Source organism: Fibrobacter sp. UWR2 (genome assembly GCF_002210285.1).
Taxonomy (GTDB): domain Bacteria; phylum Fibrobacterota; class Fibrobacteria; order Fibrobacterales; family Fibrobacteraceae; genus Fibrobacter.
On the sequence record NZ_MWQE01000004.1, the window covers coordinates 96,586 to 119,916 of the forward strand.

Consider the following 23,331-nt stretch of genomic DNA (forward strand, 5'->3'; position numbering starts at 1 on the left):
GGAATTATGGCAGGCTTGATTACAGAAAGGACAGAAGAAGTTCGCGCGATGTTTGCGTCGTTTGCCGATCCCGATGACAAGTGGAAGTATTTGCTCGACCTCGCTCGTGCGCATAAGGGCATGGATGCTGGCCTCAAGGATGCAAAGTTCATTATCCAGGGCTGTGCGTCGACGATGTATCTTGTGCCCAAGTTTGCCGATGGCGTTCTGCATTTCGAGATGGACGTGGAAGGCGGAACCACGAACCCGCTTATCAGTCGCGGTCTCGGTGCGCTTGCCCTGAAGGTCTACAACGACTTGCCGCCCAGCGAAATCCTCTCGCTCGACCCGGTGTTTTTCCAGGATATCGGCCTGAATGTCGGACTTTCTCCGACGCGCTCGAACGGGTTCGCAAGTCTCGTGAAACAGATTTATCTATATGCCCGCGTCTACGACGCGATTTCAAAAAGGTAGGGAAATATGGTTAGCTTCTTGAATGGAAAGAGCCCCTTTGATGAGGCCGAAGAAAAACTCGAAGCGGGTGAGACTGTCAACGGTCGCCCGAAAATGCCGACCGGACCTATCATGGGTTGGCAGGACGGCGTGTTCCTCCTGGTGATTGTCGCCCTGATTGTGGGTGGCTACCAGTACTACCAGTATGCCAAGAAGAATAGCGCCGAGACGTTTGCGAGGTGCGATGCCCTCTATGCGGCCGCGGCAGAAGACCCGGCGAAGTACCCCGAGGTCGAAGCCTGCTACGACAGCACCTGGGACCTTGGGTTTGTGAGCGATTCCATGGAAGTGCTCCGCCAGAACCGTCAGGGTCAGATTGCCGACATGCGCAACGCCCAGAAGGATATCCTTGAAGATGCCAAGATTTCTCTGGAAGATGGCGATACGGCGAAGGCTGTGAAGGCTTTGAAGGATTATGCCGGTGCGATGTTGCTCCGCCCGTCCGATGCTGCGGAATGGAATAAAATCGTAGCGTTGCCCGTGGCCGAAAGCAAGCCCGAAACTCAGCCGGAAAGCCCGGCTAAGTAAAAAATATTCCTTTCTTGCAAAAAATAATTGTAAATTAAGTGCATGTCTAAATTGATTGCACTCGATGGAATGACGCCTCGCCTGGGAAGCCGCGCCTTTGTGGCTGACGGGGCTGTTCTTGTTGGCGACGTGGAAGTGGGGGATGACTCCTCCGTCTTCTACAATGCTGTCTTGCGAGGAGACCTTGCGCCAATCCGTATCGGGAAGCGTACGAACATCCAGGACAATGTCACGGTCCACGTGTCGACCGGAGTGCCGACTGTTATCGGGGACGAGGTGACTGTCGGGCATAACGCCGTGCTCCATGCCTGCACTATCGACGACAACGTGATGGTCGGTATGGGCGCTATCGTGATGGATGGCGCGCACATAAAGAAGAATTGTATCGTGGGGGCCGGCGCTATCGTTACGCAGGGGAAGGAATTCCCGGAGAATTCGCTGGTGCTCGGTGCGCCTGCGCATGTGGTGCGCGAACTCACGACCGAAGAAATCGAGGGCGTGCGCGGAGGCGTGGATCGCTATGTCGAAATCAAGGATAAACTCCTAGAGGCATAGCGCATGGCGTACAAGTTCTACTTCTTGATTAATCCGATTAGCGGGGGCGGACAGGGGAAGATTATCAAGGAATTCCTGCCCGAGATTATGGAATCCATGGATTTTTCCGCCGACGAATGGAAGGTGGAATTCACCCGCTACGAGGGCATGAGGGAGCAGATTCTTGAAGCCTTGTCGAGTACGGAGACTCTTATTGCGGTAGGCGGTGACGGAACCGTTTCTGCCGTACTCTCGACGATGCTTGCGTCAGGTTTTTCGAACAAGGTGAAAATCGGGCTTATCCCGCTTGGTACCGGAAACGACCTTGCCCGCGTGTTGAACCTCTACAAGCCTTTTGCCGACCAGGGCTTGCTTTTCCTGGTGCGTCGGCTATTGCGAGCCTCCGCCGAACCTTTCGATATCTGGAAGGTGAACGGCACGTATGCTCTCGCAAACTACTTTTCGGGCGGCATCGATGCCCGCATTGCACATGATTTTAACCAGGACCGCGCTACCGGAGTGATTTCCTCGAATTCGGTGATTGCGAACAAGCTGCATTATGTGCGCCGGTTCTTTGCCGACAGGAACTACCGGCTGGGAGCCTGTACGCTGTGCTACGTGGACAAGTTCGGTAAGACGCATACGAGCGACCTGACTGGGCATCGTACGGTAATCGTGGGGAACATCCCGAGTTTTGCGAGCGGTGCGAATCCGTTCTACAAGTCCGACATGGCTGATGGGTTCCTGGAGGTAGTCGACGTGCCTTCGATGCCGCTGTTTCTGCTTGCCATTGCCATTGGAAACCTGCCACTTGTGGGGTTTCTTTTCAAGAAGCATTTCCTCAAGTCGGTGAAGGTTCATTCGCTTTCGCTCACCGTACCGCAGGGTGAGTTCCTGCAACTTGATGGCGAGGACCTGAGCGGCAAGCTGGGCGATACGGTCACTATCGAGTTCGCAGCCCAGGTACAGATGCTGAAACTGGGGGATTGAGTGAAACCTGTTGCGCTTTCTGTCGTGTTGGACTGGCTGAAGTCCGAAAATTTCCTGTGTGACAACTCGAAGGACGCCCTGTCGCAGGTTGTATTGAAGGTCGCGCCGAGTACCGAGATAACAGGCTTTGCTTCCGTCGACCTGGCGGGGCCTGCCGATGCAAGTTTCTGGCTGGGAGACTCCGTAAAGAGTGAAACGAACTCGAACGGGTATTCTTCGGCGCTGCTCGGCAGTTTGCGCGCCGGACTGCTTTTTGTGCCGGCTGGGCTGTTGGCCCAAATGGCGTCGCCGGGTGCAGACTTTGCACCCTCTGTGGGCTGTGTCGTTCCTGTAGAATATCCGTACCATGCCATGGTGCGCTTTCTGGAAAGGTTCGCGGGTGAGCTTGCGGAAAATTGTGGCGATGCTCCGTTTGTTGCGGAATCCGCCCGCGTGCATGCGAGCGCCGTTGTCGAAGGTCGCGTGGGCGAAAATGCCGTCGTGGGTCCGGGCTGTGTGGTGATGCGCGGGGCGACGCTCGGCGCAAACTGTGTGCTCGAGGCGAACGTGACGGTTTACCCGAATGTTGTCGTGGGCGAGGGCTGCGTGTTTCAGGCGGGCGCGGTAATCGGTTCCCGCGGGTTCGGCTTTTATGAATACGAAGGCGTGCGCCGGCCTGTCCCGCACCTTGCGGGTGTGCGCATCGGGCGTGAATGCAGTTTCGGGGCCAACATGGTGGTCGCCGCCGGGTTCCTTTCGCCGACGACTATCGGCGACAAATGTCACTTCGATTCTTTCGTGCAGGTGGCGCATAACTGCCGTCTCGGGAACAATATCTATATGGCCTCGCAGTCGGGGCTCGCGGGCTCCGTGACGGTCGAAGACGACGTGGAACTTGCGGGCGGCGCGCAGGTGGCGGGCCACCTCACCCTCGGGAAGGGTTGCCGGATTGCCGCGAAGGCGGGCGTCACCAAGAGTATCCCTGCGGGGCGAGTCGTCTCCGGGTTCCCCGCTGAAGATATTGAAGTTTGGCGCCGGTCTATGGTGCGCCTCCGCCAGATGGGGAAGAAGTAGCGTGTCTGCAGTTAAAACCATCGAGTTCTCTTCGCCATCTCTCTCGTCCAGGGAGTCGACTGTCCGCGTGGACCTTCTCGAGAAGGACCCGAACAGGGTTCCGCGTGTCTGCTGGAACGTTGCGGGAGAGCGTTTCTATTCTACGGATGCCTTGCATTGTTACGCCGAATTGGAGTACAATGTGGCGCGTACCGCAATTTATTCGAAACCGGGCCTGGACCGCAGGCTTTCCCTCTGTTCTCCGGAACATCTGGCTCCCGTGTTTCTTGTGTGGCCTGAACTGCGGTTCGATGTGCATGCCACTGAAATCCCCATGATGGATGGGAGCGCGCTGCCCTTCTTCCATGCGTTGCGCCGCATCGCCGGTGTTCCGCAGGCAATCCGCTTCTACGACGCCCCCCTGGAGCATTCGTGGGAACTCCCGCGAGGCTACGTGAAGGTCTCGCCTTCGGATACATTCGAGGTGGAGTACGAGATTACCAGGCCTGACGGGTTCTCTTCGGCGGCAAGCCTTTCGGTGTATTCTGCCGAGGACCTCTACAGCGTGTTTTCGGCTCGGACGTTCATTTTCAAGGACGATTATGATGCGGCGCGCGCTGCTGGACTTCTGGGCGGGGTTGACGAGAGTTGCGGAATGCTGCTCGGAACCGAATCGCGGGTTGTTTACCGCATGGACGAGGAACCTGCCCGCCATAAAATTCTAGACTTGTTGGGCGATATCGCCTTCGCATGTCCTGCCTTGCCAAAGTTGCGCATTCAGGTGCTGAACGGCGGCCATACCATTCACCATAAAATCATGGAGAAACTCCTGCCTTATGTCTCTACTGGAAACCCTCAAGAAATCTGAAAAAGCTGGTGTCGTTTACGAAGCCGATGTGGTTCATGGCCTGCTCCCGCAGAAGGCCCCGTTTGCCTTTGTCGACGAGGTCCTGAGCCTCGAACTGGGCGACGGCAAGGATGTTCTCCCGTCCCTGGTGGGCCTCTACCATGTGACCGGTGAGGAAAAGTTCTTCCAGGGCCATTTTCCCGGCAATCCGGTGATGCCGGGTGTGCTTCAGGTGGAATCCATGGCCCAGGCGGCCACCCTCCTCACGATGATCGCCCGCGAGGCCGATGTGGTGGGCAAGCGCCCTGCCTTCATGGGGATCGAGAACTGCCGTTTCAGGAACCCCGTGCTCCCCGGCATGGACCTCCGCCTCGAGGTCAAGCTCCTCTCGGTGCGCCACGGTATCTTCAAGTATTCCGGCAAGGCCTTTTCTGGCGAAAAACTCATGTGCGAGGCCGACTTCGTGGCGGCGATGGTCTAGCAACGAATAAAAAATTTTACTATATTTAACGCCGGAAAAATTCAATACCTTAAAAGGAAGGTCTCATTATGGCAAGAAAGAAGATTGCACTCGTTGGTGCTGGTCAGATCGGTGGTACAATGGCTCTCGTGCTCGCCCAGAAGAATCTTGGCGACGTTGTCCTTATCGATATTCCGCAGACTCAGGGCATGCCGAAGGGCAAGGCTCTCGATATCATGGAAGGCCGCTCTGTCATCAACTCCTCCGTGGATCTTCAGGGTTCTACCGACTACTCTGCTATCAAGGGTGCCGATGTCGTGATCGTTACTGCCGGTTTCCCGCGTATGCCGGGCATGAGCCGTGACGACCTTCTGGACAAGAACTGCGGCGTTATCAAGACCGTTGCCGAAGCCATCAAGGAAAACGCTCCGGATGCTTTCGTCATCGTGATTACGAACCCGCTCGACGCCATGGTCTACAACATGCAGAAGCAGTCCGGTCTCCCGGCCAACAAGGTCATCGGCATGGCTGGCGTGCTTGACTCTGCCCGCCTCGCTTGCTTCGTTGCCGACGAACTCGGCGTTTCTGTCGAAGACGTGAAGGCCCTCGTGATGGGCGGCCACGGCGACACGATGGTTTCCATCATGGAATGTGTCACTGTCGGCGGCATCCCGGTTTCCCAGCTCATGAGCAAGGAAAAGTTTGCCGAACTCGCCAAGCGCACTGCTGGCGCTGGTGGCGAAATCGTGAACCTCCTCGGTCGCGGCTCCGCTTTCTACAGCCCGGCAACCTCTGCCGTGCACATGGCCGAAGCCTACCTCCTCGACAAGAAGAATGTGTTCTCCTGCGCTGCCATGCTGAACGGCGAATACGGCGTGAAGGGCCTCTACTGCGGCGTGCCGGTCGTGGTTGGCGCGAACGGTGTCGAGAAGATCATCGAAGTCACTATGAACGACGAAGAGAAGGCCGCCTTCGCGAAGTCCGTCGAGGCTTGCAAGAAGAACGCCGAATGGGTCGACGCTCATACGTAATAAAGAATGCCATCCCCGCCCCGCATCAACTCCGGCGGGGATCTTTCTAAAAAGTCCCTCGGTTAACGCCGGGGGCTTTTTTTTGTAACATAGCGCACATGGTGCGCTGTAGGCTGTGAGCGGAATCATAGCGGAACAGGGGTATTCGCTCTCCTGCGTTTTTTTACTTGGAAATAATGTTAGATTTTTAGCCGTGGACAGGATTAGAGAATATATCCCCAAAGATTCCCTGCTAGAGCAGTTTCTTCTTGTTGCTCTGCTCTTTCTTATCATTTGGCTTTTCAACAAGTCTTTCAAACTGTTCTTGAAACGTGCCGAAAGGCATGGCTTTGACCGCGCCGCGATTCCCTTGGTTTCTGACTTGGTCAAGTATACGACCTATGCGCTTGGGCTTTTGGTGGCGCTCAATATTTTGGGGGTGAATACCAACGGCCTCCTGGCGATGCTCGGTGCAGCGAGCCTTGCTGTGGGCCTTGCGCTTAAGGATACGCTTGCTAACATCGCGTCTGGTCTGTTGCTGCTGTTCTTGCGTCCGTTTGTTGCGGGAGACTACATCGAATGCGGTTCCATCAAGGGCAAGATTTGTGCCATCGGGCTTTTCAATACGACCCTCGAGACTTTCGAGGGCATTGCCGTGTCGGCCCCGAACAGGTCGCTCTGGGGCGCTCCTATCGTGAATTATGCCCGCAATCCCATACGCAGGCTGGATATTGAGATTGGGGTTTCTTACGACGCCTCGCTTGATGTGGTGTTCTGTGCCCTGCGCAGGATGGTTGAACAGGATACGAGTTTCCTGAAGGTTCCTCCTCCGAAATTCTTTGTAAGCAGTTATGCCGATAGTTCTATAAACGTCACGGTGTGGGTATGGGTGCGCACGTTCGAGTACTATGAACTCAAGCGAAAGTATTCCAGAATCATTAAGGATGTGCTTGACGAGCATAAGATCGAGATCCCGTTCCCGCAGCGAGTTGTCCACTTGGTGAAGGAGGGCGAGGAAGTGGCGACGTCGGGCGAACGCGTTCCTGATTTCGACGACCTTGTACAAGACGAAATTATCGTCGACGGGAAGCGTATTAGCGGCAAGTAAAGCGTAAATCCTTTTGTATCAATGCTTTTCTTGGCTTCTTTTTATCCTGAATGTGGACAATTTTATTAAATTAGTGTGTAAAACAATGCTTAAAAACGTGTTGTTTAGTTAAAAATGTTGACTTTTTATTTGTTTTGGTTTATATTTAGAGGGGGTGGAACAATAAAAGGGAGACTTTTATGATTGGCTGTATGGGATCACGCTTCGGCGTGCACACTATGTTCGGGTGCGTTGGCCTGGGGGTTGTGTTTGGAGCAACTGTTGTTTTCGCGGGGGATTGGTATGCGAAAGACAACTTGCAACCCGGTCACGACCCGAGCATGGTGCGGTTTGAGGACGGCTACGCCCTCATGAGCACGAACAATAATCTGCAACTGTGGACGTCTGAAGACGCCTACACGTGGAAGGACCATCGCTCTACCGTGAGTGGTGTTCCGCAGTGGGCGTACACCTATGCGCCCAAGACCGAGGGCATCTGGGCTCCGGATATTTTCTACATGAACGGCGAATACCGCGTGTACTACTGCGTGTCGGAATTCGGCAAGCGTAACTCGGCCATCGGCTACCAGGCGACGACTTCGATTATGCCGGGAACAACGGGCTACGGCTGGAAGGACCACGGTCATGTTTTCCATACCAAGGACGGAACAGACAAATACAATGCCATCGATGCCGACGTGGTGCGAGACACCGAAGGCGATTACTGGATGGCGTTCGGTTCGTTCGGGCTTGGCATTCAGTTGATCAAGCTTGATGCGACTTCGGGTTTTCAGGCGAACGACGACAAGACCGTCTATAACATCGCACGCCGTACGAGTACGGCAAGCGGGGGCGCCGAAGAAGGCCCGAGCCTCATCGAGCATAACGGTCAGTACTTCCTGTTCACCGCATGGGACAAGTGCTGCCAGCAGGGCGCAAACATCGAGCAGACCACGTACAAGACGGCTTACGGCCGCGCCGACAATGTGACGGGCCCCTACAAGGACCGTGCCGGTTACAATATGGCTACCGGCGGTGGCACGATTCTGTTGGAACGTTATGGTCGTTACGTGGGCCCGGGCGGCGGCGAGGCCTTCCAGGACTTGAATCGCGTGCGCTTTGTGCACCACTACTACGACTTGAACGGAGACAAGTACAATCACATTCATATACGTGATGTTGTCTTCACCGAGGATAACTGGGCTGAGATGGGACAGCCCTTCCTCGGGCGTTATCTGAGCGCTGAAGTGGAACACGGCGTGTTGACTCGCGCTGTTTCGGGCGACTTGGCCATTACCCGCAGCAATACGGCCTCTAATGGCGAATACCTGGCTTACGTGAATACGGAAGGTTCCAAGATTCACTTGCCCATGAACATTATGCAAGCGGGCGAGTACCTGCTGCGCTACCGCTACGCAAACGGCGGCGATGCGGCTGCGAACCACAAGGTGACTATCAACGGAAAGTCCCAGACGGTGGCGCTCCCGCCGACGGGTTCTTGGGGCACGTTCCCTGAAAAGTCCGTGGTGATGGTGCCTGCGACCCTTAAGCGTGGCGGCAACTTCATCGATATCGAACCGATGCCAAACGGCAATTTTGCGGAACTCGACCGCATTGATTTTTTGCGTGTAATAACCGATACGATTCCAGCAAACAGCTTTGACAACGGCATTCGTGTGCGCCTCACCGAGAAAGACAAATTGGGCATTAAGGATGGCGGTTATGCGATTTACGAGAATGTGGTGATGGACAAGCTTGATGATACTTTCCCGCGCCTTTGGGTGATGAATAAGGTTACCGGAAACATAGACATACGTGACGGGAGCAAGAATGGACCGGTAATCGCTTCTTGCGATTTGTCGAAGGCCTATGAATCGCGTGATGACAATTTTTTGGTTGACTGCGAGGGCTTTGAAAATAAAGGGGGGGTGAAGGATTTGTACCTGACTGCGTCGGGACTTTCGGACGAATTGATTATTGATCAGATTCAGTTTGAAGATGCTTATGTTTGCGGCGCATCATGTAGTGTTATTGGTTTTTCCAGCTCTAGTGGTTCCGCAATTACCTCCAGTAGCTCGGGCACGACTTCGATTGGTCCGCGCGTGAATCGTCAGGATTTGCAGCAGTCAGCTCGTAAGGGCTATCGCGACCTCAAGGGCCGTAGCTTCGACAAACAAATCCGTTACAGGGTGATGTTCTGATGAAACATTGCGTCCGAAACCTGGTGCTTGCAGGGGTGGCATCCGCTTCTTTTGCCTTCGCGGCGAATCCGCTCACGACGGATTTTTATTCGGCGGATGCGGCGGCGCTCGTGTATCACGATAGCCTGTTCATTTTCGCGGGGCACGACGAGCAGGGGCCGCAGGGCAATAACAACAAGGCGTTCGTGATGAACGACTGGCACGTGATGGTAACCGACGATATGGAGAACTATCACGATTACGGCGCGGTGCTGAGCGTCAAGACTTTCAAGTGGGCGAACGCGAGCGCGTTTGCGGGGCATTGCGAATACCGTAACGGCAAGTTCTACTGGTACGTGGCTGTGCACCATGCGACAATCAAGCAGGACGAGGGTTTTGCGATTGGCGTTGCGGTGGCGAATCATCCGTCGGGACCATGGACGGACGCGCTCGGGCATGCACTGGTAACCGACAACACGCAGAACGATGTGGCGCTGAATATCGACCCCGCGATTTTCTACGATGGCGATGACATCTGGATGTATTGGGGCTCGTGGAATGCGGGCCGCCGTGTGAAACTCAAGGAGAACATGATTGAGCTCGCGAGTACGCCCGAAGACATCAAGATCAAGGATTTTTTCGAAGCGCCCTGGATGCACAAGTACCGCGGCAATTACTACTTCAGTTACGCCTCGGGTTATCCTTCGACGACGAACTACTCGATGGCATCGAGCTTGAATGGTCCCTGGACGCAGAAGGGTGTCATCAACGACAAGCTTGACAATTCCGAGACGAACCACCAGGCTATTTTCAAGTATCTCGGGCACTGGTACTTTATGTATCATGGCGCGAACTCTCCGGGCGGCTGGACTTACCGCCGTTCCGTGAATATTGACTATCTGTATTACGACGAGAATGCGAACATCCAGAAAATTAAGCGCACCACGACGGGTGTAGACAAAGTAAATAATGCTCCGCTTGCCGAAGGGGGCTACCGCCTGATGGTTTCGCATAGCAATATGGCGCTTGAAGACGAAAACGGCATCGTGGTGCAGCGCCCGGCGGCTGATTCTGCCGATGCGCAACTCTGGGTGATTGCGAAGGGCGATTCCGCGCGCCATTACACGCTCAAGAACTTTGCGACCGGCCGCTACTACTGCCCGCCAAAGGCTTTGCTCGATACCGTCAAGACTTCCGAGACGGCTTGCAATATCCGCATCGAGAATGCGTCCGTGAACAAGGGCTACTACGTTTACGGCGATTATGACAGCGATTTTGTGGGCGACGTACTGAACATCTCGAAGGACGCGGGCATGCCCGTGATTACGTGGGTCCGCACCGGGACGGATAACCAGAAATTCCAATTCAAGGCCGCGAAGCTGCCGGAACCTGTCGTGGAATCCTCGAGTTCTTCGGAAATTGTTTCTAGTTCTTCAGAGATGTCGCCGGGCTCTATTTCTTCCGGCACGGACGCGATTGCTCCGCGCTCTGTCCGCCCCGACAATACGATGGTGCCTGCCCGCAAGGCCTACCGCGACCTCAAGGGCCGTCGCTACGATAAGCAGATCCGCTATCGGGTGATGTTCTAGGGTTGACGTAAAGTTCTTTTTGGACTAAAAGAAAGTATATTTAAATTGGCTGTGTGGAAAGCGAGGCGTTATGAAAAGAAACAACGTTGTTTTTGCACTTTCTGCACTGCTGGCGGGGCAGGCTTTTGCGGCCGATTGGTATGCGAAGGAAACCCGCTGGGCGGGGCATGACCCGGACATTATCCGTTACGAGGACGGCTATGCGCTTGCCACGACGGACAACCACATGCTCATGCAGTTTTCCGAGGACGCGCTGAACTGGAAGAACGGCGAGCCTGCTATGCCGGAATTTTCGAAGTGGCTTTACGACTACGCCCCGAACATGATCGACATCTGGGCGCCGGACATTCATTACATCGGCGGGGAATACCGCATGTACTATTGCGGTTCCGAGATGGGCATCCGTTCATCGGGCATGGGATTCATGTCGAGCAGGGAAATCGACCCGACCAAGCCCGGTTACGGCTGGACGGACCAGGGCGAAGTGATTCACACGGTCAAGAGCGACGCCTACAACGCGATTGACGCGGCGGTGCTGAAGGACCTGGATGGCAAGGTCTGGATGGCGTTCGGTTCGTGGGGCACGGGCATCCACATTCTGGAACTTAACGAAGAAACAGGCAAGGTGAAAGACGGTGCGAAGATGATCAACATCGCGAACCGCGGCGGTGCGGGAATCGAGGGCGCAAGCCTCATCGAGCACGACGGCTACTACTACCTGTTCACGGCGTGGGACAACTGCTGCAAGAAGGGTGCCGACCTCGAGAACAATTCCTACAAGACGACGGTGGGGCGCTCCAACCGCATTGACGGCGGGTATGTGGACCGCAGCGGCAAGGCTCTCCTGAATGGCGGCGGCACGATTCTGTTGAGCCGTTACGGGCGCTACTACGGGCCTGCGGGCGGCGAGGCGTTCCAGGACGTGAACCGCCAGCGCTTTGTGAACCATTACTACGACAAGAACGACGGCGGTAACTCTTACATACAAGTTCGCGACATCGTCTATACCGACGACGGTTGGCCGGAACTGGGGCAACCGTTCCTCGGGCGTTACCTGAGCGCAGAGGCGGAACATGGCGCCTTGACGCACGTGGATATTTCGAGCAGCTCCGATGCATCGAACGGGGAATTTTGCGCCTACATCAACTACGAAGACAGCAAGATTCGCCTGCCGATGATTATTCCGCAGGCGGGCGACTACCTGATCCGTTACCGCTACGACAACAACTGGACAGAAGACGGCGCGAACGGAAGTTCGCACTTCGTGAGCATTAACGGCAAGAACCAGGAAGTGGCGCTGCCGCTGACGGGCGCGTGGAGTGAATTCCCCGAGAAGTCGGTGGTGTACATCCCTGCAAAATTTAAGCGCGGTTCGAACTTCATCGAGATTACGAAGGGCAAGCATTATGCGGAACTAGACCGTCTCGACTTCTTGCGCATCATCCGCGATACGATTCCCGCGAATGGTTTTGATAATGGTATCCGCGTGCGTTTGACAGACGAAGATGAACTCGCCATCAAGGACGGCGGCTATGCAATTTTCGAGAACGTGATTACGGATTCCATCGTGGGCCCGGGCGTGCTTGTGCAGGTGAAGAACGGTGCCGGCGGTACTCTCTCGCTGCGCAAGGAAAGCAAGAAGGGCGACGTGATATCGAAATGCGAACTGCCTTCGGCGGGCGATGCCACCAAGTGGATTGACGTGCGCTGCACCAACCTGCCGGAACTCAAGGGCGTGCAGGACTTCTACCTGACAGCGGAAGGCCTCGGCGGCGAAACTCTTTTAGGCAATATCAAGTTCGACGAAGGCGTGAAAGATACGACGATTGCAATCCGTCGCATTGTTCCGCGCAATGATTTGCGGTTGCCTACCCAAAACAAAAAATACCGCGACCTCAAGGGCCGGCGGTATGAAAAACTTACCCGCTATAGGGTGCTGTTCTAGTTTTTGCTGATTGTCGCGATGACGTGTTCCGCGCCGAAGTTCGGGATTCCGATGGCGGTGAGGAACTTGCTCAGCGTGTGCTCGCTCTGGAAGTTGATGTTCTCTATCTTGAACCCTTCCTTTTTGCAGAGCGTGTAGAAGTCCTTCACCGTCAAAAGGCGGATGTTCGGCGTGTCGTACCATTCGTACGGCAGTTCCTTGGACTTGGGCATGCGACCGTGGAGCATGAGGCTTCCGCGGGTGGTCCAGTGCCCGAAATTCGGGAACGTGACGATTGCTTTTTTCGCAACGCGCAACAGTTCGTTCAGGAGCGCCACGGGGTCGCGGATTTCCTGGATGGTGCGGTTGATAATCGCGTAGTCGAAACTTCCGTCCTTCAGGTCCGAGATTCCCTTGTCGTCGAGGTCGCGCTGGATGACCTGCACGTCCTTCTCGATGCAGTCCAGAATGCCGGTGATGTTCTTCTCGATGCCGAATCCTGTCGCATTCTTCTTTTTGGAGAGGTAGTCGAGCAGGTCGCCACTACCGCAACCGAGGTCGAGCACGTGGCTGCCTTCTTTCACGAGTTTGCCGAGCAACTTGAAGTCGCTCTCCTCGTGGAACACGGGTACTGCCTGCGTGCCCTGCTGCGGGATAATCTTGGAATCGAGGAAACGCCCCACGGCCTTGCCGAGTTCGCCCACTTCGATGAGGAACCCGTCGTGCCCGAATTGCGTGTCGAGTTCGAGGCTCGTGACCGTCTTGCCCACGTTCAAGAGCGCGCTCGTGATGCGGCGGCTTTCGTGCGGCGGGAACAGCCAGTCGGTGGAGAGGTTCACGTTCAACACTTCGGCACCGATATCCTTGAAGGCATTCTCGATGCTGCCGTATTCCGTTTCCAAATCGAATGCGTCGGTCGCGTGCGCGATATGCAGGTAGCTGTTCGCGTCAAAGCGGTCAACGAACTTTTTGCCCTGGTAGCGCAGGTAACTTTCGATAGGCAGGTTCAGGTCGAACGGTGTAGAGTACGTGACGGCGTGGCTCTTGTTTTCTTGCGCCTGTGCGCGCTTGAACTTCTGTTCCATGCCGATGGCACTGAGGTAGGTGATGTGCGCGAGTTTGCGGGCGTTCGCTAGGCCTACATCGGGCTTCGCGACGCCTTCACCGTAGAAGTCGCCGTTGTTAAAATTCGGGTCTTGCGTAATGACGTCGCGTGCAACGACTTCGAATCCGAGCGCCTGGCTCGAGAAACGCGGCGAGCTCGCGATAATCACGATGCGCTTCACTTGTTTGGGGTAGTAGATGGCCCACTTCATGGCCTGGAAGCCACCCATGGAGCCGCCCAGGACGCAGTAGAATTCCTTGATGCCAAGGCCGTCGGCGAGTTCTTTTTGGGCGTGCACCATGTCGCCGATGGTGATGGTGGGGAAGGTGCTCCCGTAGGGCTTGCCCGTGCGCGGGTTGATGGTTGCAGGGCCTGTGGTACCCTTGCAGCCACCCAGGATGTTGCTGCAGACTACGAAGAAGCGGTCCGTGTCAATTGCCTTGCCGGGGCCGATGAGTTCGTCCCACCAGCCGGGCTTCTTGTCGCTTTCGGTGTACCAGCCGGCGGCATGCGCGTCGGCGGTGAGCGGCGAGCAGACCCACACCGCATTGTCGGCAGCCGCGTTCAGCTTGCCGTAAGTCTCGTAACGGATGGTAAGCGCGGGGAGCGTCTTACCGTTTTCCAGCACAAAACCGGCCTCGCCATAGTCCTTGACGAAGTCCTTCGGCTCAACGGGGCCGATACTGGATTTATGCGAATATTCACTCATATGCATAAATATAGTAAAAACTAATGGATGGCTGCTTATAGATTCCGGTTATAGTTACCTATGCGTTAAAGCTAGAAGTCGCTTGTGGGCGGTGTTCTAGGTGTCGAAAAATTGTATATTACACCTATAATATGCCGATTTTTGAAGAAAAAGCGCAAATAGTTCAGTTTCCCAAGTTCTTGGACGAACGCGGGAACTTGAGTGTCGTGGAATCGCAGAAGCAGGTGCCTTTCCGGTTCCGGCGCTGTTACTGGATTTACGACGTTCCCGGCGGCGAACTCCGCGGGAGCCACGCCTTCAAAAATCAGCACGAAGTGATAGTCGCCCTTTCCGGGAGCTTTGATGCCGTTATTCACGATGGCAAGGAAGAAAAGCGGTATTCGCTTTCCCGCTCCTATTACGGGCTCTATCTGCCGCCCATGCACTACCGCACGCTCGACAACTTTTCGACGAACTCCTTGGCGCTTGTGATTTCTTCGACGCCCTATGACGAAGACGACTACATCTGGGAGCGTGACGAGTTTTGCCGGCTGAAGCCCACGTGGAAACCGGCCCTGCAGGAAAACACAGCAGAGGCGAATTGCGCGCAGAAGCCGGACATCGCTGCAGTGAAGGCCGCGACTATAGACGATTGCAAACTTTTGACGCTTCCGCGGCACAGCGAACGTTCGGGCAGCCTGACCTCGCTTGAAAACTCGAAGGATATTCCCTTCGACGTGAAGCGCATCTTTTACCTGTACGATATTCCCGGCGGCGAGAACCGCGGTGGGCACGCCCACAAGGAATGCCACCAGATGCTCGTGGCGGCAAGCGGAGCCTTTGATGTGAAGGTTTCCGACGGCAAGAACGAAAAGATTTACAGGCTGGACCGTCCGTACTACGGCCTGCATGTACCGCCTGGAGTCTGGGCCGAAGAACTGAATTTTTCTTCGGGCTCCATCTGCCTGGTGTTGACATCGCACGAGTTTGATGAGAGTGACTACTGGCGTAGTTACGACAAGTATCTGGAGTTCAAGAAGGCTTAGATGGCGTGGCTTGAAATTACAGCGGACGAGTACGCTCGCCATTTTGCAAATCCTGCTGCCTGTTACATGAAGGCGGATTTCAATATGTTGAATGCGGAAAAGGTCGATGCGGTGCGCTTCTTCGCTTACGAAGACAATGGACTGCGCGTTGGCCTTGCCATGGGCGAGAAGGGTAGCGAGTGGCGTTCTCCCTATTCGGCGCCGTTTTGCGGTTTTGTCTGCCCCCAGATACAGACGATTGCGTGCCTGAATTCTGCCGTGCGCGAATTGAAGGATTTGTTGCTCTCGCAGAAGAAGTCTCTGAAAGTTACGCTTCCGCCGATTTTTTATGACCGGATGTTTTATTCCAAGGTCGTGTCGGCGCTGCTCCAGAACGGATTCAAACAATCGTATGCCAACTTGAATTACGCGTTTGATTTTACGGACTCGACTCCGTACGAAAAGCGCCTCCATTACATGGGTGCACGGAATTACAAGCAGTTTGCCCATAGCGAGTGTGCGTTTACGCGGGAAACTTCCGTAGAACAGCAGCGTTGCGTCTACGGCTTTATCCAGGAACATTACAAGGCGAAGGGCTATACGCTGTGGATGAAGTTCGAGGACTTGCAGAAAACAGCCGAAATCGTTCCCATTGATTTTTGCCTGTTGCGCGTGGATGGAACGCCTGTTGCGTCGACAATCATCTATAGGGTCAGCGAAAAGATTGCGCAGATGATTTACTGGGGGGCGGACCAGTCTGCTTTGGACAAGCGCCCCTTGAATGTGATTGCACGTGAAATGTTCCGGTATTACCAGGAACAGGGCTTTGACTACCTCGATCTCGGGCCGGCGGCATCGGACGGGATTGCGAGCGAGGGACTCTGTACGTTCAAGGAAAGCGTGGGCTGCTTCGCCGACTTGAAATATGCATTCGAATTTGATGGTGCGCGCGATGGCGCGGAAGGGATTGCCAATGGGTAAGATTGCTTTTCTCGATTTGAAGCAGGTAAACGCGCCCTATATGGATTCCCTGAAAAGTGCCGCCTCTGCTGTCGTAGAGTCCGGCTGGTACATCCGCGGGTCGTATGTCGAACGCTTCGAGAAGGAATTTGCCGCCTACTCTGGGTACGCCCACGGCGTGGGCGTCGGGAACGGTCTCGATGCGCTCACCCTCATGTTACGCGCTTCCATCGAACTCGGGCGCTTGGCTCCTGGCGATGAAATCCTTGTGCCGGCGAACACTTACATAGCGACGGTCCTTGCGGTCAATGCCGCGGGCCTCGTTCCCGTGCTGGTGGAGCCCGACGAAAAGACTTTCAATATCGACCCGACGAAGCTCGAGGCTGCCTGCTCGCCGAAAACGCGCGGGATACTTGCAGTGAACCTGTACGGGCGCCTTGCCGATATGCCTGCAATCTGGAAATTTGCCGAGGCCCGCGGGCTTCTCGTGTTCGAAGATGCCGCGCAGTCCCACGGCGCACGGTTTAATTCCAGCGCGCAGTCTAATGCCGGCGCGAAAAGTGCGGCAATTAAAAGTGCCGCGGTCGCCTACAGTTTCTACCCGACAAAAAACTTGGGCGCTCTGGGCGATGCCGGCATGGTCGTCACCGACGATGAAGAACTTGCCCGCGTAGTGCGCATGCTTGGTAACTACGGCTCCGAAAAGAAGTACGTGAACCGTTACCGCGGTGTCAATTCCCGCCTGGATGAGATTCAGGCCGCGTTCCTGCTGGCAAAGCTCCCGCATCTCGATGCCTGGAACGAACGCCGCCGTGAAATTGCTGCCCGCTACGTACGCGAGGTATGTAACCCGCTGTTGCGCCTGCCCGAAATACCTGCAGACCCGAAGGAGCACGTGTGGCACGTGTTTACCCTGCGCACACCCGACGGCAAGACCCGCGATGCGTTGCAAAAGTATCTTGAAGCCCGCGGTGTCGGGACGCTCATCTTTTACCCGATTCCTCCGCACAGGCAACAGGCCTACGCGGCCAGCCCCGAAGGGGATTGTGCGCTGCTGCCGGAGAATCCGAAGTTCCCGATTGCAGAATCGATGGCCGAAACCGTCATCAGTATCCCTGTCTCGCAGGTGCTTACCGACGATGAAGTTAGCGAAATTATTGGAGCGTTGAATGAGTTTGTTTGCTAGAATCATCCGCAAGTTGACGCGCAAGTCGAGCGTCCTCTTTTTCAGGAGCATCTCGACGGCAAAGCCCGAAGGCCAGTTCTGCGCTGTTGCTCCCATGCTCTGCGAAGGCAAGGGCAGTATCGTGGTGGGCGAGGGAACCTCGTTCGGCTATGTTGAAGATGCGGATTTCTGGACATCGTATGTTTTCTTGAACCCGCGCACTGCTGGTTCCAAAATATCCATCGGCAAGAACTGCCAGATTTGCAACCACTTTACGGCCATTTGCGAAGGCCCGGGCATAGAAATCGGTGACAACGTCCTTGTTGGGACATCTGTGAATGTCTACGACACCGATTTCCATGAGGTGGATCCGGAGCGCAGGCTTACAGGAACTCCGAAGACGGGGAAGGTCGTTATTGAAGATAACGTCTGGATTGGCGACCGCGTGACCATCCTCAAGGGTTCGAAAATCGGCAAGAATTCTGTTGTCGCCGCGGGTGCCGTCGTTGCCGGCGAGTTTCCGGCGAATGTTGTCATCGGCGGAGTGCCCGCACGTGTCATTCGTGAAATAAACGGCGGGAAATAGGCGGTGACGGTGGAACGTTCCTCGAAAATTTGGAAGCTGTTTTTCGGCTCGGGTTCGGTGACGCTTTTTAATACGCTCCGGGCCTTCGTCATCAATAAGTTGCTCGCCGTATTCCTGTCTCCGGCTGCGTTTGCGTGCGTGGGCCAGTTCATGAACTGGATGAGCATCGGGCAGGCGACTTCTAGCCTTGCAATGCAGAATGGCTGGGTGAGCCTTACCGCACAGAACAAGGGCGATATCAAGCAACTGCATGGCGTTTGGCGCGGCGGGTTCCGCCTTACGACATTTGCTACGGTATTTACCTGCGTTTTAGCGGCTATCTTCTGCTTTGCCGCCCCGCTCGAAAAAATGTTGCCGGGCGTGCATCCGCGTTTGGCGCAGGCGGCTATATTGTTTGCTTTGCCGGGAATTTTGGCGACGAACATGGTCGCCATCTGCTCTGCCGTAATGAACGGCCTTGGCCTTGTGAAGCGCTGGGCGCTTATCCAGATTGTCGCCTCGCTTTTCCAGATGCTTTGGGTGGCGGTTTTCCTGTATTCAGGGCGCCTTTCGGTGCTGAGCATCATTGCGACACAGTCTGTTGTGGCCGGTATTTTTGCGGCCCGCGTGGCGGCGCGTGCCGGGTTTAATATCAAGACCTTTAGGGAATCGGTGCTGGATATTCGCGGGCCGTGGATGTCGTATGCCGTGATGGGGCTCGTGCCGATGATTATCGCTCCGCTAGTCCTTATGTTCGTACGTTCGTTTGTGGGCGCAGAACTTGGCTGGAATGCCGCCGGTATCTGGCAGGGCGTCTACAAGATTTCGGACTTTTTTGCCTCCATTTTTTCGGCGGTTCTCGGCGTGCTTATTCTGCCGCGCATTAGCCGCGAAATGAGCAAGGTCGATTTCCGCAGGGAGTTCTACCCGATCTTCTTGCGCATGATGGGAGTGACGCTTGTATGTTGCGCTGCCATCTATTTTACGCGCAGTTTTGTGGTGTCCCTTTTGCTTTCGCAAAGCTATGCTGCCGCTGCCGACTACATGCCCATCCAGTTGCTTGGCGATTTATTGCGTTCCGGTGGTTGGTGTTTTGGCATGGTCCTTATCGCCCGCCGCGAAACCAAGCTGTTCCTCATTATCGAGGTCGGTGCGAACCTGCTGTTTGCCGGTGCGACAGTCGCGGGTGTCCACCTGTACGAGATGCATGGGCCCATGCTTGCCTATGCACTTGAAAATCTTGTGACGTTTGTTGCGCTCGCCATATCTGTCGGGAGGCTAAAATGGAATACTCCATAACGAACATGTTTGCCGAGAAGATGGACGAGAATGTCTACGTGAAGGCTTTTGTGCAGGGAGCAGAAACGGAACAGCGCGAAATGCCTCCGCTGGTATCGGTGCTGATGGCTAGCTACAACCATGAAAAGTATGTAGAAGCGTCGGTGCGTTCCGTGATGGCGCAGAAGGGCGTGGCCTTTGAGCTGATTGTCATTGATGACGGCAGTACGGATTCTTCGCCGGAGATTCTTGAACGCCTGCGCGATGAACTGCGCTTTACCTATGTCCATCGCCCGAATAAGGGGCTTGTCCCGACAATGAATGAACTTATCTCGATGGCACGGGGTAAGTATTTCTGTTCGTTCGCTTCCGACGACATGATGCCGGCGGGCAGGCTCCAGAAGCAGAGCGAATACCTGGAGGCGCACCCAGAAGACCCGCTTTGCTTTGGCCAGATTGTGCTGATGGACGGGGAAGGCCGGCATGGTGAGGAATTTGACCCGCGTTATACGCGCTCTGTACCGCGCGTGACCTTCGATGAGTTCTTCATGGGCAAAAAAGAAGTCCATGGCTGTTCCGAGATGATCCGCCTGGACTTTTTCCGCGAGCATGGCGGTTACGATTCCGAATTCCCGTTCGAAGATTTCCCGCAGTGGCTCAAGTTCTTCAAGATTTGCGGTTCCTTGCCGGTATTGCCGGTGAATTGCTGTTACTACCGCCAGCATGGCAACAACATGTCGCTCGACAACACGCTCATGTACGGAACCTTCTTGAAGGTGCTTGCGCGATACAGTGACCATCCGCGCTACAAGGAAGCGGTGAACATCTGGAAATCGCACTGGTTCTCGATGCTGGCCTACCGCGACAAGAAGGACGCGCTCCGCAAGCTTCCGCAACTGTGGTCTTTTTCGCTGCCGTTTTTAAAACGGTTTCCCAAACTGTTTATTCCGCGATTTTTGCTCAAGCGGTAAACGCCTGCGCCTTACCTAAAAATTTTCTTGATGGTGCCGCCGAGCCCGAGGGTCGTGAGGTTTGTCCATAGGGAAAGCGGTAACGCGAGCAGTTGTGCGATCGGGCGAGGGAACTTGCTGAACAGGTATTGCCTGCGGTTGATACCCTTGCGTACGGCTTCGGGGCGCCAATCACTGTGGAAATGGTGGATGCAGTAGGTTTCATCGGCCGTACTGATGCTCCCGTCGATAAAACTCTTGGGGGAGAACACCCATTCTGGCATGATGGTCACGCCGCTGAACTTGTCCACTGCTTGTGCTAGCACATAGGGGAGCACCATGTTGTCGACACGATCTTCCCTGTATTCGAAATGCTTGCCTAGATAGTAGCTTAGCGCTTCTTTGATAATTGCGTTTCCGGGTTCGCAGCCCATTACGGCGGCTTCGATTCGCTTGGAGCCATTCTCGTAACCGAATATGTAGGGGCGGTCGAGGAGGTCGTCAAAGGGTCTTAAGACTTCTACGTCGGCATCAAGATAGATTCCGCCTTCGTTATAGAGGGCGTAGAGGCGTACGGCATCGCTTGCGAAAGCCCAGTTCTTTTGCCCGAGGGCCTCGATAACCCAGGGAATTCCTGTTGCAGTTGCCTTTTGATAATCCCAGTGTACTATTTCGTAATCACCCAAGATTCTTTTCCAGGATTCCATGCACCGAGCCACTTTCTCCGAGTAGGGTGAATTAGAAAACCAGCAAAAATGAATCTTCTTAGGGATCATGCGAACCTCCGTAGAACACTATCTAAGTTTTTTTTGCCCAAAAAGGAGATTACGGCGGCAATTTTATTGCGAAGTCTATTTTGTGTGCTAAAAATCGCGCTTATACGGAACTTCTTGATGTTTTCCCACGATTTTGCACGATAATCCGCAAATTCTTCGGTGTCGGGGGTGCGCTTGAGGATGCTGCAACTCACGCTGAAAAGGTTGCTTTGGGCGGCGCATTCGAGTTTTTTTCCGCGCCCCCGGACAAACGAGCAGATGCTTTCGGCGATATCGAAGAGTTCCGCCTTCTTCAGGGTGTACGGGGTGGCGAGAATTCCCGAGGCGCGTTTGCGGTAAAGGTACAGCGGGCCTGGCGTGAAGGTGACGCTTGTGGAATCGAGGAACACCTGCGGAATGGTCGCCATGTCCTCGAAGAATTTTCCCGGCGGGAAGCGGCGTTTTTGCCAGAGCTTTGCGGAGTACAGTTTCCCCCAGGCGGAGTAGTCCGGGCTGTCGTTCTGGAACAGCGCGTTTGCAAGCGCATCTTCGGGAGTAAGAACGCGGGCTTTCGGGGGCGCGGCATTCTGGTTTTCGCTGTTTTTCCCCTCGGGCATATTGACTTCGGATGTTTCGCCGAACGAAACTTTCCCCCCGCAGGCGATGTCGGCGTGGGCCGCCTTTGCCGCATTCAGGAGCGTTTCGAAAAATGCCGGCGCAATCATGTCGTCACTGTCCACGAAGGTAAACCATTCCCCGCGGGCGATGTTGATGCCGGTGTTCCTTGCTTCGGAAAGTCCCTTGTTTTCTTGTTGCAATATGTGGAATCGCGAGTCGCGGCTGGCGTAGTCGCGGGCTATCTCTATGCTATTGTCGGTCGAACCGTCGTCTACGATGATGGCTTCGAAATCTCTAAAGGTCTGGTGTACGATACTGTCCAGGCATTGTGCAAGGAATTTCGCCGTATTGTATACGGGTATGACGACGCTTATTTCGGGCATGGCTTATTGCCTCGGTGCGTTTACCACCTCGATCCAGCCGGCCTGGACAAAAGCGCCCGCACGGACTAGGTCTGCCTGTTCTTTTTCGTAGGTCTTAAGGAGTTCGTTGTAGCTCTTCGAGTCACGCACCAGTTTCGCTTCGTGGTGGATCTTCTTGTAGAGCATGTCCTGCTTCCACTGCGCGATGTCGCTAAGCCCCTGGCAACTCTTGTCGAGCGCTTCAAGGTAGGCGGGTACTGCGTTCAAAAAGTTCTTTTCGAAATCTTTGGCCTTTTCCTTGGCGGTAATGACCAGATTTTGCTGCGAGATGATATTCTTGCGGATTTCGGCCATGAGGCGCACAATGCGCTCGAAGTCCACTTGGGGCCAGATGCGGTTGAACGGCCACATCTTTTTCCAGTGGAACTTGAATATGGATTCGTGCGCGGCGTTCTTCGCCCGCAGGAATTCCTTCAAATTCTCGAAAATAATTTGTGAAGGAAGTTTAGTTTCTACGTTATTTTCGCTCATATGGTGCTAATATACCAATTATCAAAAAAAAAATTGCTTGCTTTTTTCTAATTATTGTTTAAATTCTAATCAAAACCATTCTTTATGAAGGATTTTATATGAATATGAAAAAGTTCAAGATTCTAGCCATTGTCGATGCCGTGCTCATCGTTGCCTTGGTTGTGGCGATGTTCACGCTCAAGGGAAAGTACAATGACCAGGCCCAGGCATCGGTCAAGGACCAGATAGGTGCCTACAAGACCGCCGTCAACAGTGCTCTCCAGGAACAGTGGATTTCCATGGACCAGTACGGCATGGCATGGAAGCTCATCTATGCGCTCACGTCTGGCCCGAAAACCGAAGCTGCTTTCGATGCGAACGTGAAGAAGATTTTTGAAGACAACGAAGCCCGCTTCAAGCAGGTCTCCTACATGTATACGGCGGCGAGTATTCCGGCCCAGGTGCAGAATGATATCGCGGCTGTCGGCCTTGCCGACAAGTTCCTGCTGAAGGACGAAGGCGGGGTCAAGGAAGTCGCTTGCGGTAAGAACTGCGTGGCGAAGTTCACCTTCGTGAAGGGTAAGCTCAAGGAAAGCGACTACAAGGCCCTTCTTGAATATAAGTTTGCGGACAACTTCAAGGTCGAACCCCCGGCCCCGTACCATTTCGAATAAGGA

The 23,331-nt window shown here is 54.7% G+C and carries 23 protein-coding genes; 19 read left to right on the forward strand and 4 right to left on the reverse strand.

The window, feature by feature from the left end; all coding sequences use genetic code 11:
- Nucleotides 1-6: 6 nt before the first annotated feature.
- The 12 genes from B7994_RS07765 (at nt 7) to B7994_RS07820 (ending at nt 12,694) form a co-directional block, all read left to right on the forward strand.
- Nucleotides 7-453 (forward strand): SufE family protein, encoded by a 447-nt coding sequence (locus B7994_RS07765; protein ID WP_088637905.1) that lies wholly within the window; start codon nt 7-9, stop codon nt 451-453.
- 6 nt (nt 454-459) lie between these two features.
- Nucleotides 460-1,020, forward strand: a complete 561-nt coding sequence (locus B7994_RS07770; protein WP_088637906.1) for a hypothetical protein — start codon at nt 460-462, stop codon at nt 1,018-1,020.
- Nucleotides 1,021-1,062: 42 nt separating this feature from the next.
- Nucleotides 1,063-1,575 (forward strand): gamma carbonic anhydrase family protein, encoded by a 513-nt coding sequence (locus B7994_RS07775; protein WP_088637907.1) that lies wholly within the window; start codon nt 1,063-1,065, stop codon nt 1,573-1,575.
- A gap of 3 nt (nt 1,576-1,578) precedes the next feature.
- Nucleotides 1,579-2,544, forward strand: coding sequence for a diacylglycerol kinase family protein (locus B7994_RS07780; protein ID WP_088637908.1), 966 nt, complete (start codon nt 1,579-1,581; stop codon nt 2,542-2,544).
- Nucleotides 2,545-3,597, forward strand: a complete 1,053-nt coding sequence (locus B7994_RS07785) for a UDP-3-O-(3-hydroxymyristoyl)glucosamine N-acyltransferase (RefSeq protein ID WP_233143112.1) — start codon at nt 2,545-2,547, stop codon at nt 3,595-3,597.
- A gap of 1 nt (nt 3,598) precedes the next feature.
- On the forward strand, nt 3,599-4,444 hold the full coding sequence (locus tag B7994_RS07790; protein WP_088637909.1) for a UDP-3-O-acyl-N-acetylglucosamine deacetylase: 846 nt from the start codon (nt 3,599-3,601) through the stop codon (nt 4,442-4,444).
- A complete protein-coding gene (gene fabZ, locus B7994_RS07795; RefSeq protein ID WP_088637910.1) occupies nt 4,413-4,904 on the forward strand; it encodes a 3-hydroxyacyl-ACP dehydratase FabZ in 492 nt (163 codons plus the stop codon). The genes B7994_RS07790 and fabZ overlap by 32 nt, the downstream gene beginning before the upstream one ends.
- A 68-nt stretch (nt 4,905-4,972) precedes the next feature.
- Nucleotides 4,973-5,914, forward strand: coding sequence for a malate dehydrogenase (gene mdh / locus B7994_RS07800; RefSeq protein WP_088637911.1), 942 nt, complete (start codon nt 4,973-4,975; stop codon nt 5,912-5,914).
- A gap of 193 nt (nt 5,915-6,107) precedes the next feature.
- Nucleotides 6,108-7,001 (forward strand): mechanosensitive ion channel family protein, encoded by an 894-nt coding sequence (locus B7994_RS07805; protein ID WP_158213111.1) that lies wholly within the window; start codon nt 6,108-6,110, stop codon nt 6,999-7,001.
- A 179-nt stretch (nt 7,002-7,180) separates the two neighbouring features.
- Nucleotides 7,181-9,181: a family 43 glycosylhydrolase gene (locus tag B7994_RS07810; RefSeq protein ID WP_233143114.1), complete on the forward strand. Its 2,001-nt coding sequence runs from the start codon at nt 7,181-7,183 to the stop codon at nt 9,179-9,181.
- A complete protein-coding gene (locus B7994_RS07815) occupies nt 9,181-10,749 on the forward strand; it encodes a family 43 glycosylhydrolase (RefSeq protein WP_088637914.1) in 1,569 nt (522 codons plus the stop codon). Before B7994_RS07810 ends, B7994_RS07815 begins: the two co-directional genes overlap by 1 nt.
- 70 nt (nt 10,750-10,819) lie before the next feature.
- On the forward strand, nt 10,820-12,694 hold the full coding sequence (locus B7994_RS07820) for a family 43 glycosylhydrolase (RefSeq protein ID WP_233143115.1): 1,875 nt from the start codon (nt 10,820-10,822) through the stop codon (nt 12,692-12,694).
- On the opposite strand, the gene B7994_RS07825 is transcribed toward B7994_RS07820, so the two are convergent.
- On the reverse strand, nt 12,691-14,487 hold the full coding sequence (locus B7994_RS07825) for a homoserine O-acetyltransferase (RefSeq protein WP_233143116.1): 1,797 nt from the start codon (nt 14,485-14,487) through the stop codon (nt 12,691-12,693). The two genes, B7994_RS07820 and B7994_RS07825, sit on opposite strands and share 4 nt — an antisense overlap.
- A 131-nt stretch (nt 14,488-14,618) precedes the next feature.
- Between B7994_RS07825 and B7994_RS07830 the strand changes: the two genes are divergently transcribed.
- The 6 genes from B7994_RS07830 to B7994_RS07855 are packed head-to-tail and all read left to right on the forward strand — an operon-like array spanning nt 14,619 to nt 20,430.
- Nucleotides 14,619-15,512 (forward strand): WxcM-like domain-containing protein, encoded by an 894-nt coding sequence (locus tag B7994_RS07830; protein WP_088637916.1) that lies wholly within the window; start codon nt 14,619-14,621, stop codon nt 15,510-15,512.
- On the forward strand, nt 15,513-16,472 hold the full coding sequence (locus B7994_RS07835; RefSeq protein WP_088637917.1) for a GNAT family N-acetyltransferase: 960 nt from the start codon (nt 15,513-15,515) through the stop codon (nt 16,470-16,472).
- Nucleotides 16,465-17,637, forward strand: a complete 1,173-nt coding sequence (locus B7994_RS07840; RefSeq protein ID WP_088637918.1) for a DegT/DnrJ/EryC1/StrS aminotransferase family protein — start codon at nt 16,465-16,467, stop codon at nt 17,635-17,637. The genes B7994_RS07835 and B7994_RS07840 overlap by 8 nt, the downstream gene beginning before the upstream one ends.
- Nucleotides 17,621-18,202: an acyltransferase gene (locus B7994_RS07845; RefSeq protein WP_088637919.1), complete on the forward strand. Its 582-nt coding sequence runs from the start codon at nt 17,621-17,623 to the stop codon at nt 18,200-18,202. The genes B7994_RS07840 and B7994_RS07845 overlap by 17 nt, the downstream gene beginning before the upstream one ends.
- 9 nt (nt 18,203-18,211) lie before the next feature.
- Nucleotides 18,212-19,480 carry an O-antigen translocase gene (locus tag B7994_RS07850; RefSeq protein WP_233143117.1) on the forward strand — a complete coding sequence of 423 codons (1,269 nt, stop codon included), beginning with the start codon at nt 18,212-18,214 and terminating at the stop codon, nt 19,478-19,480.
- A complete protein-coding gene (locus B7994_RS07855; protein ID WP_233143119.1) occupies nt 19,465-20,430 on the forward strand; it encodes a glycosyltransferase in 966 nt (321 codons plus the stop codon). The genes B7994_RS07850 and B7994_RS07855 overlap by 16 nt, the downstream gene beginning before the upstream one ends.
- A gap of 11 nt (nt 20,431-20,441) precedes the next feature.
- On the opposite strand, the gene B7994_RS07860 is transcribed toward B7994_RS07855, so the two are convergent.
- Genes B7994_RS07860 through B7994_RS07870 form a run of 3 tightly spaced genes read right to left on the reverse strand, consistent with a single transcriptional unit; the run spans nt 20,442 to nt 22,675 of the window.
- Nucleotides 20,442-21,185 carry a glycosyltransferase family 32 protein gene (locus B7994_RS07860; protein ID WP_088637921.1) on the reverse strand — a complete coding sequence of 248 codons (744 nt, stop codon included), beginning with the start codon at nt 21,183-21,185 and terminating at the stop codon, nt 20,442-20,444.
- On the reverse strand, nt 21,182-22,165 hold the full coding sequence (locus B7994_RS07865; RefSeq protein ID WP_088637922.1) for a glycosyltransferase: 984 nt from the start codon (nt 22,163-22,165) through the stop codon (nt 21,182-21,184). The genes B7994_RS07860 and B7994_RS07865 overlap by 4 nt, the downstream gene beginning before the upstream one ends.
- A gap of 3 nt (nt 22,166-22,168) precedes the next feature.
- Complete coding sequence (locus tag B7994_RS07870) at nt 22,169-22,675, reverse strand: hypothetical protein (protein WP_144063801.1); 507 nt, start codon at nt 22,673-22,675, stop codon at nt 22,169-22,171.
- A 98-nt stretch (nt 22,676-22,773) separates the two neighbouring features.
- Here B7994_RS07870 and B7994_RS07875 point away from each other — a divergent pair, with 98 nt between their 5' ends.
- Nucleotides 22,774-23,328, forward strand: a complete 555-nt coding sequence (locus tag B7994_RS07875) for a hypothetical protein (RefSeq protein ID WP_088637924.1) — start codon at nt 22,774-22,776, stop codon at nt 23,326-23,328.
- The last annotated feature ends 3 nt before the right edge of the window (nt 23,329-23,331 follow it).